The sequence below is a fragment of the Aquimarina hainanensis genome (genome assembly GCF_042684685.1).
In the GTDB taxonomy this organism is placed as follows: domain Bacteria; phylum Bacteroidota; class Bacteroidia; order Flavobacteriales; family Flavobacteriaceae; genus Aquimarina; species Aquimarina hainanensis.
In genome coordinates this window covers 624,174-641,691 of sequence record NZ_JBHULX010000004.1, presented here as the reverse complement: position 1 = coordinate 641,691, position 17,518 = coordinate 624,174, and the positions used below count along the sequence as shown (strand labels likewise).

Genomic DNA, 17,518 nt, shown 5'->3' with positions numbered 1-17,518 from the left:
AACAGATATCTTTAATCTTTTTTCAAAACAGAATGTAATATTGACTGAAATACAGCTAATAAAACACTAAAAATCAAGGCCCATAACCACCCATCTACGGTGAAACCCGAAACAAACTCATCTGCTAATAAAATAATTGCAGCATTAATCACCAGCAAAAAAAGCCCCAGTGTAAGAATTGTTGCCGGAAGGGTCAACACGACCAATATGGGTTTTAAAAAAGTATTCAATAATGCCAAAACAGCTGCTACCAAAAGAGAGCTTATATAATTATCTACTGCCACTCCAGGAAGCACCTTCGCTAAAATAAGTACTGCAACGGCACTTAACATAATCTTTAAAATCAAATTCACGTTTCTATTTTTTTAGTAAAATTATTCACAAAACCTTTACTCCTATTGCACCAGATAAGGGTCATTTTCAGGAACCACAGCGTTACCATTGCAACTTTACACCAAAAATGAAACGGTACAATGTAAATTAAAAGTAACAAAAAAGACCTACTATGTAATCATAGTAGGTCTTTTATATTTTTATTTATTATCCTCAGCCTTAGTTTACATCATTACTCAATGTTACCGTACCATAATCTCCCGGTCTTACTTTGGGCAAGTTAGTATTATAGGTACTCTTTAGTGCATTCATGATTCCATTTGCTATAATAGCGTGCCCTCTAGGAGTTGGATGTACTCCGTCCAGAGAAAAACCTCCACCTCTAACAAACTCAGAAGTTACCACACCTCCGTCATAAGGAATTCCTACTGTAGCCACTTTTTCTAAGTCTGCTGCTGCATCATAAAATGCCAAACCTTTAGCATCAGCTATTCCTTTTATTGTAAGATTATAGGCAGATTGTGCCGTACTAATCGCTGTTTGCTCTTCTGGTGTCAGCACCCACTTATCTTCTAACGCAACCCCAACTCCAATAACAGATGTTGGTGTATTAGGATCTGCCAAGGTTCCGATAATCGAGCTAGCAGGAAGCACCAACAAATCTTCTGCTGTTGCTTGCCTCAATTTAGGAAGTGCTGCAAATGCAGGGTTAATCGCCCCTAAATCTGTCAGATCTTCATCCTCAATTACTACTGCATTCTGACCTTCTACAAAGGTAATTGTTCTTCTTGCCACTTCTTCTTCTGTTAATAAACCAGTTCCTGCCAAGGCAGCAAGCGCTTGCTGAAGACCTCCATTATACTGCGCATAGGCTAAATTTGCTCCCGCAGCTGTAGTCGCATCCATCGGAACAGGGTTATAAGGAACAGTAGTAAAATAAGGAATTGATGTCACACTAGGCAGACTCAACAATACTCCTTTTGCTCCTCCTGCCAGCATAGCATCTACTAATTGACTATACACCCCGGCAAAAACATTAGAATTGGTAATATCCTGACTTCCATAAGTAGCTGGATCCAGATTTCCTGTTGTATTATGATCCTCTCCTTCTCCTCCAGAAGTAGCATAACTCAATACATCATTATTACCTATCCAAAGACTAAAGAATGTAGCGTTTTGTGCTACTGCATCTGCTATTACTGTAGTAGTAGCAGAAGAAGCGAACCTTGCGAAATACGGATTTGCTGTCCCTGCAGGCACCCCTGCTACATTTCCATAACCTGGGGCTACTAAATGGTAGCTCTTTGCTCCCGGAACCCCCATATTATTAAAAGTATTCCCTAAGTTGTTTGATATCTCAGTTGTTGGTGCTGCCCCTGTATAAATCGCCGGCTTAGGACTACCATCAGCTCCAAAAGCTAACACGAAACGATTGTCCAAAATCTGAGTCCCAGACAACAATGCTCCACCTGCATTATCATTCATCAAAGGCTGAGTAAACTCACCTCCTCCTGCAGATTTAAATTGCTGAGCCAAGATATTAGGATACGAATTTTCCTGCCCTGTAATATACAAAGCTCCATCTGCAAACCCTGCTGTTAAAGAGTTCCCCAGTGCCACATAATTAGAAAAATTCGCTTCTCCACTTTCATAATTCCCTGATTCATCAATAGGATTTTCAAATTCTGGCTCACAAGCAATCATTCCTAATGCCAGTAATGTGATATATTTTATGTTATTTTTCATCTGATTATATTTTTATTACAGAAAAAGAGACCTACTCTTTCTGCTATTACAATTTATATGTTACTCCCAAACCTGGTGAAAAAACACTTGATTTATACGTTCCTCCAAAAGAAGAAAATTGTCCATTAGATTCTGTCGCATAATCATAAGAAGCTTCTACTTCTGAAAATCTCAGGTAAAGAAAAGAAGCATCAATTGCTAATTTTGGAGTAACCGCAAAACTCAACCCACCTGTGAACCCTTGTGAATCATTACGTGGAGTCTCTGGCGCAAAGAACCCAGGACGAACTGGTGTTTCATCATAATAGTACCCTGCTCTCAATGTAATTTTTGGAGTTGCTTCATATTGAGTCCCAAATCTGTAAACAGATGAATTTTTATAATTTCTCAGGTTTCTGGAGTCAGGTCCCGTAGGCGTATTACCGAAATCAATATCTAATGATTTATAAACACTCCAATACTGTCGGTTATAATCAAAGGCAAATAACCATTTTTTATTTAACTGATAAGAAACCCCAACAGTTAATTCTGCCGGTAAAGGCAGGTTGGCATCGAAAGTAGTCGTCCCATTAGAAAACGGAACTCCTGGAGAGTTCGGAACATTACTAAATGTCGCCTCTCCTCCTTCTGCTTTAATAATAATTTCACTTCTATAATTGAATCCTACCCGAAGGCGTTCTGATGGATTAAACATTGCTCCAATACTCCATCCCCAGTTACTAACACCAGAATCATCCAGTGTAACATTCGAACGATTCCCATCGATATCTGCCAGTGTTCTGGATAAATTCCTGTTAAAATTAACAGAACCAGTTACAAATATTGGTCCTCCTCCAATACTAAATACATCCGAAAGCTTAAAAGAAACGATCGGTTGAATATATATGGCTGCAAGTTCTATATTATTCACTAAATGAGAACCTGCCCAATCGGTAGGCCAAACTACTTCACTACCATATGGAGTATACACTCCTAATCCCAATGTCATCCAATCATTGACTTTATAAGAACCATATAATTCTAATGGGGTACCTACCGGATTATCTGTCTCTGATGAAATACCAGTAAGCTCATTCTGGAATGCTACCTGACCGAAAACGGCATTAGCTCCAGCACTAACATTTATTTTACTCTCCAAGTACACAAGACCTGCCGGGTTAAAAAACACCAGCTCAGCACTATTAACTACTGCGACACCCGTATGCCCCATAGCTAACGCTCTCTGTCCTTGAATACTCACTCTATATCCACCCGCATACGTGACCACTGTCACTAACATGAATAGAATTAATGATAAAAGTTTTTTCATAATAAAAAAAAGAATTAATTTATTTTATAAGGATTTGGTAATATTCACATTTCAAATTTAAAGGAAATTACGAATAATCCAACGATTTAACTAAAATATTATGCGTACATAGTATTTTTATGTCAATTTTTAACAAATTTCAACACATTGACCATAAACTCTTTAGGGTTTTCAGCATGAAGCCAATGTCCTGCGTTAGAGATTTCCCCGAAAACAGCCGCAGGAAACTGTTTTAGAATATTTTCTTTATCTCTTTCCTGAATATAATTAGAACGATCCCCTTTAAGAAACAATACTTCTTGCTTATATTGTTCGTTTTCATCAAGAGGCTTTCCTATTTCTGATACATTTTTGACCAAAGCATCCAGATTTATACGCAAACCTAATCGTCCTTTTTCTTTCCAATACAAATTTTTCATAAGAAACATTCGAACTCCAGGATCACTAACATAGCTACTTAGTTCTTTATCTACTGCTCCTCTTGTTTGTAAAGTCTCGAAATCTAATGACTGCAACCCATCTAATATATCCTGATGGTGAAGTGGATAATACTTGGGACCGATATCTGCAATAATCAATTTATTAATCAACTCGGGATAAATAACCCCTAACTGCATCGCTACTTTCCCTCCCATAGAATGCCCTAATAAGACCACATCACTTAAATCATTCGCATCACAATACATCTTGACATCTTCTGCCATCACCTTATAACTAAAAACATCACTATGAAAGCTTCTTCCATGGTTTCGTTGATCTATTAGATGCACCTGATAGCCTTCTGCAGAAAAATGTTTTCCCAGCGTTTTCCAGTTATCACTCATTCCTAAAAAACCATGGAGAATTAAAAACGGTCTCCCTTCTCCGATTACATTAGCGTATAGCTCCATCTCTTTTACTATTTTAACTTTCGAAGATACATATTCACCACATTCTCCAGTCCTAAATACAATGATTCACTAATCAAAGCATGCCCTATAGAAACTTCTAAAAGTCCTGGGATATTTTCTTTAAAAAACTTAATATTATCCAATGATAAATCATGCCCTGCATTAACTCCTAATCCGATATCACAAGCTAATTGTGCACAATCTGCATATGGCTGGATTGCTTTCTCATTCCCCAAAGTATAGGCTGCCGCATAACTTTCCGTATACAACTCGATTCTATCCGTGCCTGTTTCTTTCGCCCCTTCAATCATAGCTGCTACGGGATCAACAAAAATAGATGTTCGTATTCCATTAGTCTTAAACTCTGCGATTACTTCTTTCAAAAAATCTTTATGCTTCACTGTATCCCAACCTGCATCACTGGTTATTGCATCTTCTGCATCCGGCACCAAGGTTACTTGAGTTGGTTTAACTGCCAAAACCAATTCTACAAATTTTGGAATAGGATTTCCTTCTATATTATACTCTGTAGAAACTACAGGTTTTAAGTCATAGGCATCCTGGTATCGTATATGACGCTCATCGGGTCTAGGGTGAATGGTTATTCCCTCCCCTCCAAAAGTTTCTACATCGGTAGCAACTTTTAATAGGTTTGGCGTATTTCCTCCCCTAGAATTACGTAGCGTTGCTATTTTATTAATGTTAACACTTAACTTTGTCATAGATTATATTATCAAATTACAATTAGCAAAAATACGAACTTGAAAACGCCTTGCTTACATATTTTTGATTAATTTGCATAAAATACCGCCGCATATGAAGACGAGTCCACATATAATAAATGAAATAGAACCTCTGGGGGTTGACGCCAAAATAGAAGACATACAACTACTATTCAATGAATTAACCTATACACATTTCCCTGTTACAAAAGACAGTATATATATAGGCTGCATCCCCGAAGCTGATATTAGAAGTTTTGAAACTGAAAAAAAATTAGATGCTTACCGATACGCATTAGAAGGCTTTTTTGTCAGAGAACAAAACAATTGGCTGGATACTCTTGAGTCTTTTGCCCAGAACAATACTAACATCATGCCTGTTCTTGATGATGACAATACATATCTGGGATACCTGGAACTCAGTGACATTATGAATTTATTCAATCAAACACCTTTCCTCAATGAGCCGGGCAATATCCTTATAATAGAAAAGGGAGTACAAGATTATTCATTTAGTGAAATTTCTCAAATCATTGAGTCCAACAATGCCAAAATACTAGGTCTTTTTATTTCTATGATTGAGAATGATGTCGCTCAAATTACCATAAAAATCAGTGACAGTGACTTGAACAACATAGTTCAGACTTTCAGAAGGTATAGCTACAACATCACCTCTCACCATCAGGAAGATGCTTTTTTAACCAACCTTAAAGAGCGTTCGAAATATTTGGAAAAATACCTAAACATATAATCAATACATTTTAAAAACTGATTCGAATGAAGATAGGAATTTATGGGCAATTTTATCATGAAAATTCTGGCATATACATCCAACAGCTTCTGGAAACTCTTGACAGGAACAAGGTAGAGGTAGTTATCGAAAAGAAATTTCTGGAGCTCATCAACCTCCATGATGATATCGATAAATCTTATTCTCATTTCAGCACCTTTGAAGAGCTGGATGAATCATATGATCTCTTTTTTAGTATCGGAGGAGATGGCACTATATTAAAAACGGTAACTTATGTAAGAGACCTTGGCATCCCAATAGCTGGGATAAACACAGGACGTCTTGGATTTCTTGCTACCATCCAAAAAGAAGAAATAAAAGACAGTATTGAACTAATTCTTAATAAAAAGTTTTACATCTCCCCCAGGAGTCTCTTAACAATAGAAACCTCCCCGAAGAATGATGAATTTGGAGTACTTAATTTCGCAATGAATGAGGTAACGGTAAGCAGGCGAAATACCACCTCTATGATTACCGTACACACCAGCCTAAATGATGAATACCTAAATTCTTATTGGGCAGACGGATTAATTGTATCAACACCAACTGGGTCGACCGGTTATTCATTAAGCTGTGGCGGACCTGTTATCACTCCTGATACTGAAAGCATTGTACTAACCCCTATCTCACCCCATAATCTCAATGTACGACCGTTGGTTATCCCAGATAACCAAGAAGTAAAATTAAAAGCATCTGGAAGAGAAGACACTTATTTAGTCTCTTTGGACTCCAGAATTCACACATTAAAAAATGACACCACTGTAATTATAAAAAAAGCCCCATTCAAGATTAACATGGTTGTTCTAGAAGGAAATAACTTTTTGAAAACACTCAGAAAAAAAATGCTCTGGGGAGAAGATAAAAGGAACTAAACAATAATTCTGAGTAAAAACTGTTTTTAAAAGCATACTATTTTACTCAAATTCTTGTGTAGTAAAGTTAATTGTTATATTTGCAAACTTTTGAAAACCTATGAGGTACGTAGCATCATTTGTAGTAGTTTTATTTTTCGCGCAATTCGCCACATCACAAACGTATGAAATCGGACTGATGGCTGGTGGGTCTAATTATATTGGAGATATAGGTTCTACTACTTATATTTCTCCCAATAAGCTCGCCATTGGTGCTATCGGAAAATGGAACCGAAGCAAGCGACATGCATTTAGAGCATCGTTTCTATATGCTAAACTAAGTGCTGATGATGCCAAAGGAGATCAAAGGAGAAAACAAAGAGGATTAACTTTTACAAATTCTGTAAAAGAAATTTCTGCTGGAATGGAGTTTAATTTTTGGGAGTGGTATTTATATAATGATAAACCTCAGTTCACACCTTATCTTTATACAGGTATTACCACTTTTAATTATGGTGCTTCTGCAGTAGATGCAAACAATCGAATCACTGCCTACGCAGACAAATGGAGTTTTGCAATTCCAATGGTCGTAGGTATAAAAAAGACTTTAGGACGTAATTTAGTAATTGGAGCAGAAATCGGTGCCAGATATACTTTTACCGATAATATAGATGGCAGCAATCCCGACAGTGCGTATGGAAATAGCTTTGGCAATACCGATAATAACGATTGGTATGTATTTACAGGCATCACATTGTCATACACTTGGGGTAGAATTCCTTGCTTGTGTGTATTCTAACATATGACAGAAAAAGATCAACTAAACTCTAACATACCGAAACACGTAGCCATCATTATGGATGGTAACGGAAGATGGGCTAAGAAACAAGGATTATTCAGAACGGCAGGACACAAAAGCGGATCTAAAGCTGTAAAAGAAGCTGTAGAAGCCAGTGCAGAAATTGGTGTTAAATATCTAACGCTATACGCTTTCTCTACTGAGAACTGGAATCGTCCAAAATTAGAGGTAGAAACTTTAATGAAACTCTTAGTCAGCTCTTTAAAAAAAGAAATTAAAACCCTTCAAAAAAACAATATCAAGCTCAATGCCATTGGCAATCTAGATGCCCTCCCGCCCAAAGTAAAAAAAGAATTACTGGAAGTTATTGATTCTACAAAATCTAACGACCGTATGACTTTGACCCTGGCCCTCAGCTATGGAAGTAGAGAAGAGATCATAAAAACTATCCAAGAAATAAGCATTAAAATTAAAAATAATGTATTTTCGCCACATCTCATAAATGAAACAGTCATTAATGAGCATTTGTATACCAAAAATCTACCTGATGTGGATTTACTAATACGAACAAGTGGAGAACAGCGTATTAGCAATTTCTTATTATGGCAGATTGCATATGCTGAATTATATTTTACTGAGATATTATGGCCTGATTTTAAAAAACATGATTTATTTGAAGCCATATTAAATTATCAACAAAGAGAAAGAAGATTTGGAAAAACTAGTGAACAGCTTAGTTAAAAGAATGACAAGAAAATTATCAATTGCTTATTTTGCAATCTTTGCATTTTTACTAAACACAGTATCAGTTACAGCACAAGATTTACCTGGTACCAATGGAAAACAGTACATCCTCGGAGAAATCAAAGTAACAGGAATTAGTAGTTACAATGAAAGTACCGTTGTTACTTTTACAGGATTAAAAAAAGGGGAACGTATTTATCTACCCGGAGATAGAATCCGAAAAGTCATTAAAAAATTATGGAACCTTGAACTATTTAGTGATATTAATTTTTATATCACTAAAATAGAAAATGGAGTTGCCGATATTGAAATACATATTCAGGAGGTTCCCGAATTAAGTGAAGTTCGCGTTGAAGGAGTTAAAAAACGAAAAGGAGAAGAACTCATTAAAGATAATGGACTGACCAAAGGAGTAAAAGTTACCGAAAACCTCATTACCAATACACGTAACTACATTTCTAACAAATACAAAAAAGAAGGATTTCTAAATACCAAAGTTGCCATTAATGTTTCTTCCGTAAAAGATACTACAAACACGAATAAAGTTAATATGCTAATCCGTGTAGATAGAGGGGAGAAAGTAAAAATTGACAATATTGTTATTAATGGTAACTCCCAGTTGGCTGATAAAAAAGTATTGGCTGCCATGAAAAATACGAAGAAGAAAAAACCACTTCGCTTCTGGAAACGATCGAAATATATAAAAGATAAATATCAGGAAGATAAAGAAAGCATCATTACCAAATACAAAGAAAAAGGATACCGTGATGCCAGAATTGTTTCTGACACCCTAATTGTTAATGAAGATGAAACAGTCTCACTGGCACTGGCTATTGAAGAAGGAAACAAGCACTACTTCGGTGACATTACCTTTTTAGGAAACAGCGTATACACAGATAAGCAATTAGCCCGGCAATTAGTGATCCAGAAAGGAGATGTGTACAATGGAGTTCTTTTAGAAAAACAAATACAAGATCAGACAAAACCAGATGCTAATGACCTTACGAATTTATACCAAAACAATGGATATCTATTCTCTAATATTGATGCTGTAGAGACAAAAATAGAAAACGATACTATTGATTTTGAAATTCGAATCAGAGAAGGAAAGCTTGTACATTTTAATCATATAACTGTTTCTGGGAACGACAAGACGAATGATCATGTAATCTACAGAAATCTTCGTACAAAACCAGGACAACGATACAGTAAGGAATTAGTAGTTAGAACCATTCGGGAAATTGGTCAGTTAGGGTTTTTCGATGCAGAGCAATTAAATCCGCAATTCTTAAACGCTGACCCGAATGCCGGAACAATTGACATTAATTATCCTGTAGTAGAGCGAGGAGCCAGTCAAATTGAGCTCCAAGGTGGATTTGGAGGAGGAGGGTTCGTTGGGACACTCGGTCTGGCCTTTAACAATTTCTCGATGAGAAATATTTTTAACAAAAAAGCATATCGCCCATTACCAATGGGTGATGGACAAACCTTCAGAATCAGAGCACAAGCTAGTAGAATATTTCAGATTTACAGTATCTCATTTGTAGAACCCTGGTTAGGAGGGAAAAGACCTTATCAGCTATCTACCTCTTTTTCTCACTCTATCAACTACCTGTTTAACAGCAGAACAAGAGATGTAGCAAAAGATCAACGATTCCTTAGAACAGGAGCAACTATTGGTATTGCGAAGCGACTTAACTGGCCTGATAATTATTTCACCCTTTCTCAAGCATTAAGTGTTCAACATTTTAATCTAAAAAATTATAACACCCGTTTATTTACTTTTGGAAACGGATACTCTAACGACTTAGCATACACCATCGGAATTAATCGAAACAACACTTCTGTTAACCCGATATTCCCTACTGCAGGTTCTGATTTTAATGTTAGTTTTAAATTCTCACCTCCTTACTCTTTATTCGATGGAGTTGATTATAAAGCTTTAGCTGATGAGAGAAGTGCCCTAGAAGAAGAACTAAGTGAATTAGATAGAAATACAACCGCAGGATCGCTAAGAGCTCAGGAAATCACTGATGAAATTGGAGCGATCGACCAGGAAAGATTTAACTGGCTGGAATACTACAAGATTAAATTCAACGGAAACTGGTACACATCCTTATTTAACATCGGAAAAAAACCATTGGTTTTAAGAACCGGAGCTGAATACGGATTCCTAGGTGCATATAATAGTGATCGAGGAGTTATTCCTTTTGAAAGATTTGCACTTGGAGGAGATGGTCTCGGAGGAGGTAGTCTTGATTCCAGAGAAATTATAGGTCTTAGAGGATACCCAAATCAATCCCTGGTTCCACAAAGTAGATCAAATAATCCAGAATTAATTGACGATGGGGCAACAATTTACAATAAATATTCGTTAGAGCTTCGTTACCCTATTACACTAAAACCATCTGCATCAATTTATATGCTAGGGTTTTTAGAAGGAGGAGCTTCTTACGATAGTTTTAGAGACTTTAATCCTTTCCAATTAAATAGATCTGCTGGTCTAGGTTTACGTATATTTATGCCTGCCTTTGGATTACTTGGAATCGATTTCGGTTATGGGTTAGACCCTATCCCTGGTACAAATACAGGACCAAACGGATGGGAAACTCACTTTATCATAGGGCAACAGTTTTAATTTTGGCATGATTATTTCAATTAACAAAACAGCATTATGAAAAAAAGAGTTCTTTTAGCAGTAACAGTATTAAGTTGGTTATTTTATATTGCTCCTGCGCATGCTCAAAAAGGAATTAGAATAGGATACATCGACATGGATTATATCCTGGAAAACGTTCCCGAATACAACGAAGCCTCTGCTGAACTAGAGACGAAAGTTCAAAAATGGAAAGTCGAGATAGAAGCGGAATTAAAAGTTGTGGAGCAGATGAAAAAGGACTTAAATAACGAACGCGTTTTACTAACCAAAGAACTTATAGAAGAACGCGAAGAAGATATTGTTTTTAAAGAAAAGGAAATACTGGAATACCAACAAAAGCGATTTGGACCAAACGGAGATTTATTCTTGCAGAAAAAACGATTGGTACAGCCCGTACAAGATCAAGTATTTGTTGCTGTGCAAGAAATTGCTAAAAACAAAAGATATGATTTCATATTTGACAAATCGGCAGAACCTGTTATGTTGTATTCTGCAGACAGATATGACATAAGCGATCAGGTATTATTGCGTATCAACAGAACTTCCAAGAGAAAACAATTAAATAGCAAAAAAGAGAAAAAGGCACTGGAAAGAAACGAAAAAAGAAGTGTCGAGCAAGAAAAAGAAGTAAGTCAAAGACAAAAAAACGCATCAAAAAAGGAGGCCGAAAGACAACAATTATTAGAAGAAAGAAAAAGACTTAGAGATTCTATAAGAGCAGTGAAGAAAAAAGAATTCGAAGAAAGAAGAGCAAAACTTATAGAAGCCAGAAACAGAAAGAGAGATTCTATCAACGCTTCAAAAAGTAAAAAAGAAGAAAGTGATGGAGGTATATAGCAACCCTCTCTCTGATAGTAACACTGCAATTAAAAACTATTATTATATAAAATTTATACACATTTAATATTACTCGAAAATGAAACAATTAAGAACCCTATTAGTAGCTTGTGCATTAGTATTAGGAACATCAGGATTTATGAACGCACAATCCAAAGTAGCTCATATAGCATCTCAGGAGCTTGTTGAATCAATGCCTTCTTTTAAAAATGCTAAAAGCGAGATTCAAAAATTGAACAAGACATATGATGCGGAAATCAGAAATATGGTGTTAGAGCTTCAAAATACGATCAAAAAATATTCTCAAGAAGCAGAAACTAAAACAGACGAAGAGAACTTAAAAAGACAGCAAGAAATCCAAGCAACTGAAAAGAGTATAAACGACTACAGACAGAATGCATTACAGGATCTTCAGAAAAAAGAAGCTGAATTAATGAAGCCTATTTTAGAAAAAGCACGTGCCTCTATCCAAAAAGTAGCAAGAGCTCAAGGATTCCAATATGTATTAGATTCTACAACTGGAACTGGAGTAATTATGGCTGATGGGAAAAACCTGATGGCAGACGTAAAAAAGGATTTAGGTATTTAATCCGATAAACACACAATATCAAAAAAAACAGCAGAGCTTTGCTCTGCTGTTTTTTTTGATATGCACTCGTATTCTTTTTAAAAAGAAATAAATAAACGTTGTAAATTTGACAATAAATCACCTACAATGAACAATGGAGTTATCGGTATTTTTGATTCAGGTTTAGGAGGCACTTCCATATGGAAAGAAGTCGCTTCGGTACTACCTAATGAAAATACGATTTATCTGGCTGATAGTAAACATGCTCCTTATGGCAAACGAAGCAAAGAAGAAATCATTTCTCTCAGCATCAAAAACACTGAAAAACTACTCAACCTTAATGCAAAGGTGATTATTGTAGCCTGTAATACCGCCACTACTAATGCTATTGACGTTTTGAGAAATTCTTATGATATTCCATTTGTTGGTATCGAACCAGCTATCAAAACTGCCGCTTTAAAAACAAGAACAAAAAAAGTAGGTGTTCTTGCTACTCAGGGAACCTTATCCAGTAGGCTGTTTAATGAAACTTCGGATCTATACGCTAAAGAAATAGATGTCATTGAAGTAGTAGGAACCGGTTTAGTAGAATTAATAGAATCCGGGGATATCGACAGTCCTGAAATGCGTAGTCTCCTAAATTCCTATATTACTCCTCTAGTACAAAAAAATATCGACCATTTGGTTCTCGGATGTACTCACTATCCTTATTTACTCCCAATTCTAAACGAATTATTACCCCAAACAACTGTGGTTATTGATTCAGGAGAAGCAGTTGCCAAACAGACCAAAAACATCCTTGATAAACACCAGTTAATAACATCACAAACAACAAAAGGCACTCATTCTTTTTATACAAATAAGGAAATTACTCCCTTAAAAAACATACTAGCAGGAGTTTCTTTTCGTCATACCGTAGACTACTTAGATTTTTAGCCTCGTTCTGTAAGTTTATTTAAAGAAATCTAACAACATTTTCTTTTTGGAAGAAGAAACCATCAACTCCTTACCTGTAGATAAGATCACACTTCCTCCCTTTCCTTTTTTGTATTTTACAACCATATTCACATTGACCAGGTAACTCTTATGAATTCTGGCAAAACCAAATTGTGCCAGAGAATCTTCAAAAAACTTTAATGTCTTACTGACTAGTTTCTGTCCTTGCTTTAAGAAGATCTTTGTGTAATTATCATCTGCCTGGCAATACACTATATCCGATACATCTAATACCTCAAAACCATCTTGCTGCGGAATAGTAATTTTCCCTTCTACTCCCGACATTTTAGAAACCAGTACCGTATCCTGTAATACCTGCTCTTTTTCTTTTATAAACTGTACATGTTCGACTGCTTTAATCAAGTCATCAATTGCAATTGGTTTTAGTAAGTAATAAGTAGCCTGTGCATTCAATGCTTCAATAGCATAATGATCATAAGCTGTAACAAAAACAGTTTCAAATTTTCTATCAGGAACTTGCTCTAATAGATCAAATGCATTTCCGTATGGCATTTCTACATCCAAAAACAATATATCAGGTTCTTCATCCGCCAAGAGTTCTAATGTTTCTTTAACACTGGAAGCTTCTCCTAAAATTTCTACTCCTTTACAATATTTATTCAGGTAATTACGAAGAATTTTTCTACTATTTACCTCATCATCTGTAATGATTGCTTTTAAACTCATATGTCTCTTTTTAATTTCAACACAACCAAAGTACCTCCCTTATCAACAGTCAGATCAGACACTGCTACTCCTACTCGATTTTTATACATCTTATTCAGAATCTGAATACGTTGTTTGATATTACTCATTCCTTTGGATTGCTGCTTTTTTTGATGCTGTGTCTTTATTTCTTTAGATTTTGCTCTTCCTATTCCATCATCAGCAATTGAAATTTCAATTGTCGATATATCCAGCTTTTTAAATGTGATCTGCAAAACCCCTTTCTCATGCTTATATCTCAATCCATGCCATACCGCATTCTCTACATAAGGTTGTAATAACATTGGAGGAATTTGATAATCCCCGATTTTTATTGACGGATCCACTTCAATCGTATAATCAAACTTATCCTGAAACCTAAAATGTTCTAATTGGGTATAAAGTTCTAATAACTCTATTTCTTTTTCCAAAGGAATAAAGTCCATCTCACTGTTTTCTAAAACGGATCGCATCAATAATGAGAAATCTGTCAGATAACGATTCGCCGCCCGCTCATCATTGGTTGCTATAAATGTGTTTACTGAGTTTAATGCATTAAAAATAAAATGAGGATTCATTTGAGACCGAAGTGATTTCAATGCCAGCATATTATTCGCATAACGTTGTTGCTTCATATTCCTATACATCAAATACCCCATAAACAATAACAATACCGTCAGCCCTATTAAAGAATAGATAATTATCTGCTGTCTGAGACTACGCTGTTTTGATAATTCCTGAGCCGCTAAGGCTAGTTTATATTTACTTTCGCTTAATTCTCTGTCTTTTTCCAGGGTAGAAATACGATTGGCTTTTTTAGTTAATTCTCTACTAAACCGAGCAGCTTGAGAAATCTCCTGTTCTTTTAGGATATACAGCTTATCAATAATAACTTCATATTCTTTAAAAGCTTCGGATGCTTTTTTTAGATCTCCTTTTTCTCTATATACCTCCCCTAATTTTCTGGTAGCATCTTTCTGCACTACTAAGTCATTTTTAGAAGCAGCTTCTTTTATACTTTCTTTCAGATAAGGAATTGCTACATCATAATCTTTTTGGGAAGCAAGAGCATTGGCTATTTTATAATTCTGTACTTGTGGAGATAGGGATTGATCTTCCAGCATATTTGTCGGTTCAGCTTCTTCCAGTTCTTCTATATCTTCCAAGGTTTCTTTTCGCAATTCAATCTCTTTTTCGAAGCTATTTCTCTTGTTATAAAAATCTGCTGCTATAGCACGCTGTTTCGCCACCGTCTTCTTATCTTTTTGATCTGCTAACTCCACTGATTGATCCATATACCCAGCAGCAGCTGATAACTCTCCTTGCTTTTGCAATATCTCTGCCAACTTAGCATTCAATAAGATAACTTTTTCATCTAGTTTCTTTTTACTACGACTTAAGGACAATGCCTGATTGTAACTCTTTTCTGCTTCCTTATACCTGTTTAAGGCAGCATATGCATCTCCTCTTCCCTCATATAAGATTACTTTCTCTTCTTTTTTTATTCTGGTTGACAACAGACTATTAAACGTAAGTAGCGCTTTTTCATACTGCTTATTTGCCAATTGTGCCTCTCCCAATTTAATCTTAACAGCATCTCTATAAGTATTATCCAAACTTGTCTGGTAATTGGCTTCTGCTAAGTCTGCTTGCTTCCAATACAAATACACATCTCCTAAAATTTTATACAACCGAGCTTTCTTTTCATGCCCTAAAGGGTCATCAGCTTCGATACTTGCCAATGCTTTCTCTGCATGACCTATGCTTTTTCCTGCATCTTTTTTCATCTGTTGTAACGATGCCTTAATTTCTTTTTCAAAACTCAGGCTTCGTTTTTTCCTCTCAAACTCTCTTTTTCTCCCCTCTCTACTTTCCTCTACCAAAACTTCTATCTTTTGACCATCTGTTATTTCATGTCGTACCGTATGAAAACTATCATGACTGATAATAAGTTCGTCCCCTATAGCCGCTTGTATTCTAAAATCTCCTAAAGCATTTGTTTCTGTACCACTACCTATAATTGTTTTCACCTCAACCCCTTGAATAGGCTTTAGTGTATTCTTCTCCTTAACAGTTCCCCTTATAGTTATCTTTTTTTCTTGAGAAAAAGTGAGTAATGGAACCACTAATAAAAAAAGTATTGTAAACGTTCTCATCATCTTCTTTGATTTGATATCAAGGTAAACTTAACCTATTTACACAAGAAAATAAAATCCCCTATTTCTTTGACAAGCGATATCTATTGATTTCAAAGAAGCAAACAATGCACTCCCTAAACAAAAGAATATTTTCCCTAACTAAAAAGTCACCTATACTCATTTGCTGTTTTTATCAAAAAAAGTTACTCATAGATTTATACTAATAATTAAAAACAGCGATTCTTATGAAAACAGTATACACCATATTATTTATTAGCTTTCTTTTTTCCTGCAATGCCAAGTCCAACACATATGACCAACTATTCTCTGACAACACTCATGTTGTACACACATCTAAAACAGACCCTAATACCAAGAATATTCAAGTGGCTTTACTACTAGATACTAGTAATAGTATGGACGGTCTCATAGAACAGGCAAAATCGCAGCTTTGGGAAATTGTCAACGAATTATCTTATGCTAAATGTGGTCATCATACTATTGCTTTGGAAATTGCCTTATATGAATACGGAAACGACAACTTAGCATCCAAAGAAGGGTATATCCGACAAGTACTTCCATTCTCAACCGATCTAGACGAAATCTCTAAAGAGCTTTTTTCATTAACTACCAATGGAGGAAATGAGTTTTGTGGAAAAGTTATTACCTCTTCTATTAATCAATTGGATTGGAAAAAAAATGATGATCATTTAAAGTTAATTTTTATTGCCGGAAATGAACCTTTTACTCAAGGTCCTGTACATTATAAAGATGCCGCTACAGATGCTTTGGAAAAAGGAATTACAATTAATACTATTTTTTGTGGTAATTATAATCAGGGGATTAATTCTATGTGGAAAGATGGAGCTAATATTACACACGGAGAATATACAGCTATAAATCACAATAGAGAAACGGTTCATATCATTACTCCATATGACGATATTATCCTACGCCTTAACCAACAATTGAATGAAACATACATATACTATGGCACAGAAGGCGCACAGAAAAAACACTTACAACGACAACAAGATAAAAATGCACAATCTTATAGTGCTGCGAATGCAGTAAGCAGAACAATCAGTAAAAGCTCCGGATTCTACAAAAACAAAAGTTGGGACTTAGTAGATGCCGCAGAAGATGAAGCTTTTGAATTAAAAACTATTGAATCAGAAGCATTACCAGAAAACCTAAGAAAAAAATCTTCAGCAGAATTAAAACAATATATCACTAAAAAAGCTTCTGAAAGAAAAGAGATTCAACAAAAAATTAAGGATCTAAATAAAAAAAGAGTGCTTTATATCAAAAACCATAAAAACACAAAAGAGACAAGCTTGGAAACAGCTTTGATTAAGGCTATAAAAAAGCAGGGGGCTAAAAAATCATTTACCTGGTAAATCCAATAAAAAAGGAGGCTATTTCTAAGCC

The 17,518-nt window shown here is 35.6% G+C and carries 16 protein-coding genes; 9 read left to right on the top strand and 7 right to left on the bottom strand.

What is annotated here, in order from left to right; translation table 11 throughout:
- Positions 1–11 precede the first annotated feature (11 nt).
- The 5 genes from ACFSTE_RS08055 to ACFSTE_RS08035 form a co-directional block, all read right to left on the bottom strand.
- Positions 12–353, bottom strand: a complete 342-nt coding sequence (locus ACFSTE_RS08055; protein ID WP_176028696.1) for a phage holin family protein — start codon at positions 351–353, stop codon at positions 12–14.
- A gap of 199 nt (positions 354–552) precedes the next feature.
- The gene (locus ACFSTE_RS08050) at positions 553–2,079 is read right to left on the bottom strand and encodes a G-D-S-L family lipolytic protein (protein WP_378257156.1); all 1,527 of its coding nucleotides are present in this window, start codon (positions 2,077–2,079) and stop codon (positions 553–555) included.
- Positions 2,080–2,125: 46 nt separating this feature from the next.
- The gene (locus ACFSTE_RS08045; protein ID WP_378257158.1) at positions 2,126–3,388 is read right to left on the bottom strand and encodes an OmpP1/FadL family transporter; all 1,263 of its coding nucleotides are present in this window, start codon (positions 3,386–3,388) and stop codon (positions 2,126–2,128) included.
- 122 nt (positions 3,389–3,510) lie between these two features.
- A complete protein-coding gene (locus ACFSTE_RS08040; RefSeq protein ID WP_378257160.1) occupies positions 3,511–4,278 on the bottom strand; it encodes an alpha/beta fold hydrolase in 768 nt (255 codons plus the stop codon).
- A gap of 8 nt (positions 4,279–4,286) precedes the next feature.
- Complete coding sequence (locus tag ACFSTE_RS08035; RefSeq protein WP_378257162.1) at positions 4,287–5,000, bottom strand: pyridoxine 5'-phosphate synthase; 714 nt, start codon at positions 4,998–5,000, stop codon at positions 4,287–4,289.
- Between the two features lie 94 nt (positions 5,001–5,094).
- Here ACFSTE_RS08035 and ACFSTE_RS08030 point away from each other — a divergent pair, with 94 nt between their 5' ends.
- From ACFSTE_RS08030 to murI, 8 genes are all read left to right on the top strand, one after another.
- On the top strand, positions 5,095–5,751 hold the full coding sequence (locus ACFSTE_RS08030; protein WP_176028691.1) for a CBS domain-containing protein: 657 nt from the start codon (positions 5,095–5,097) through the stop codon (positions 5,749–5,751).
- 26 nt (positions 5,752–5,777) lie between these two features.
- Positions 5,778–6,662, top strand: a complete 885-nt coding sequence (locus ACFSTE_RS08025; protein ID WP_176028690.1) for an NAD kinase — start codon at positions 5,778–5,780, stop codon at positions 6,660–6,662.
- 100 nt (positions 6,663–6,762) lie between these two features.
- Complete coding sequence (porG, locus tag ACFSTE_RS08020) at positions 6,763–7,440, top strand: type IX secretion system protein PorG (RefSeq protein ID WP_176028689.1); 678 nt, start codon at positions 6,763–6,765, stop codon at positions 7,438–7,440.
- 3 nt (positions 7,441–7,443) lie between these two features.
- On the top strand, positions 7,444–8,181 hold the full coding sequence (locus ACFSTE_RS08015; protein WP_176028688.1) for an isoprenyl transferase: 738 nt from the start codon (positions 7,444–7,446) through the stop codon (positions 8,179–8,181).
- Between the two features lie 4 nt (positions 8,182–8,185).
- Positions 8,186–10,822, top strand: coding sequence for a BamA/OMP85 family outer membrane protein (locus ACFSTE_RS08010; protein WP_378257166.1), 2,637 nt, complete (start codon positions 8,186–8,188; stop codon positions 10,820–10,822).
- Between the two features lie 36 nt (positions 10,823–10,858).
- A complete protein-coding gene (locus ACFSTE_RS08005) occupies positions 10,859–11,680 on the top strand; it encodes an OmpH family outer membrane protein (RefSeq protein ID WP_176028686.1) in 822 nt (273 codons plus the stop codon).
- A 79-nt stretch (positions 11,681–11,759) separates the two neighbouring features.
- Positions 11,760–12,269, top strand: a complete 510-nt coding sequence (locus ACFSTE_RS08000; protein WP_176028685.1) for an OmpH family outer membrane protein — start codon at positions 11,760–11,762, stop codon at positions 12,267–12,269.
- Between the two features lie 126 nt (positions 12,270–12,395).
- Complete coding sequence (gene murI / locus ACFSTE_RS07995) at positions 12,396–13,184, top strand: glutamate racemase (RefSeq protein WP_378257169.1); 789 nt, start codon at positions 12,396–12,398, stop codon at positions 13,182–13,184.
- A gap of 15 nt (positions 13,185–13,199) precedes the next feature.
- Here murI and ACFSTE_RS07990 read toward each other — a convergent pair whose 3' ends face one another.
- Positions 13,200–13,931 carry a LytR/AlgR family response regulator transcription factor gene (locus tag ACFSTE_RS07990; protein ID WP_176028683.1) on the bottom strand — a complete coding sequence of 244 codons (732 nt, stop codon included), beginning with the start codon at positions 13,929–13,931 and terminating at the stop codon, positions 13,200–13,202.
- A complete protein-coding gene (locus tag ACFSTE_RS07985) occupies positions 13,928–16,108 on the bottom strand; it encodes a histidine kinase (protein WP_378257171.1) in 2,181 nt (726 codons plus the stop codon). Before ACFSTE_RS07985 ends, ACFSTE_RS07990 begins: the two co-directional genes overlap by 4 nt.
- A gap of 224 nt (positions 16,109–16,332) precedes the next feature.
- On the opposite strand from ACFSTE_RS07985, the gene ACFSTE_RS07980 reads away from it, so the two are divergent.
- Complete coding sequence (locus ACFSTE_RS07980) at positions 16,333–17,487, top strand: vWA domain-containing protein (RefSeq protein WP_378257173.1); 1,155 nt, start codon at positions 16,333–16,335, stop codon at positions 17,485–17,487.
- The last annotated feature ends 31 nt before the right edge of the window (positions 17,488–17,518 follow it).

What these genes read in the sequence shown, in the direction of transcription:
- ACFSTE_RS08050 (WP_378257156.1), bottom strand. Translation starts at nt 2,079, where the DNA reads ATGAAAAATAACATAAAATATATCACATTACTGGCATTAGGAATGATT.
- ACFSTE_RS08045 (WP_378257158.1), bottom strand. Translation starts at nt 3,388, where the DNA reads ATGAAAAAACTTTTATCATTAATTCTATTCATGTTAGTGACAGTGGTC.
- ACFSTE_RS08040 (WP_378257160.1), bottom strand. Translation starts at nt 4,278, where the DNA reads ATGGAGCTATACGCTAATGTAATCGGAGAAGGGAGACCGTTTTTAATT.
- ACFSTE_RS08035 (WP_378257162.1), bottom strand. Translation starts at nt 5,000, where the DNA reads ATGACAAAGTTAAGTGTTAACATTAATAAAATAGCAACGCTACGTAAT.
- ACFSTE_RS08030 (WP_176028691.1), top strand. Translation starts at nt 5,095, where the DNA reads ATGAAGACGAGTCCACATATAATAAATGAAATAGAACCTCTGGGGGTT.
- ACFSTE_RS08025 (WP_176028690.1), top strand. Translation starts at nt 5,778, where the DNA reads ATGAAGATAGGAATTTATGGGCAATTTTATCATGAAAATTCTGGCATA.
- porG (WP_176028689.1), top strand. Translation starts at nt 6,763, where the DNA reads ATGAGGTACGTAGCATCATTTGTAGTAGTTTTATTTTTCGCGCAATTC.
- ACFSTE_RS08015 (WP_176028688.1), top strand. Translation starts at nt 7,444, where the DNA reads ATGACAGAAAAAGATCAACTAAACTCTAACATACCGAAACACGTAGCC.
- ACFSTE_RS08010 (WP_378257166.1), top strand. Translation starts at nt 8,186, where the DNA reads ATGACAAGAAAATTATCAATTGCTTATTTTGCAATCTTTGCATTTTTA.
- ACFSTE_RS08005 (WP_176028686.1), top strand. Translation starts at nt 10,859, where the DNA reads ATGAAAAAAAGAGTTCTTTTAGCAGTAACAGTATTAAGTTGGTTATTT.
- ACFSTE_RS08000 (WP_176028685.1), top strand. Translation starts at nt 11,760, where the DNA reads ATGAAACAATTAAGAACCCTATTAGTAGCTTGTGCATTAGTATTAGGA.
- murI (WP_378257169.1), top strand. Translation starts at nt 12,396, where the DNA reads ATGAACAATGGAGTTATCGGTATTTTTGATTCAGGTTTAGGAGGCACT.
- ACFSTE_RS07990 (WP_176028683.1), bottom strand. Translation starts at nt 13,931, where the DNA reads ATGAGTTTAAAAGCAATCATTACAGATGATGAGGTAAATAGTAGAAAA.
- ACFSTE_RS07985 (WP_378257171.1), bottom strand. Translation starts at nt 16,108, where the DNA reads ATGATGAGAACGTTTACAATACTTTTTTTATTAGTGGTTCCATTACTC.
- ACFSTE_RS07980 (WP_378257173.1), top strand. Translation starts at nt 16,333, where the DNA reads ATGAAAACAGTATACACCATATTATTTATTAGCTTTCTTTTTTCCTGC.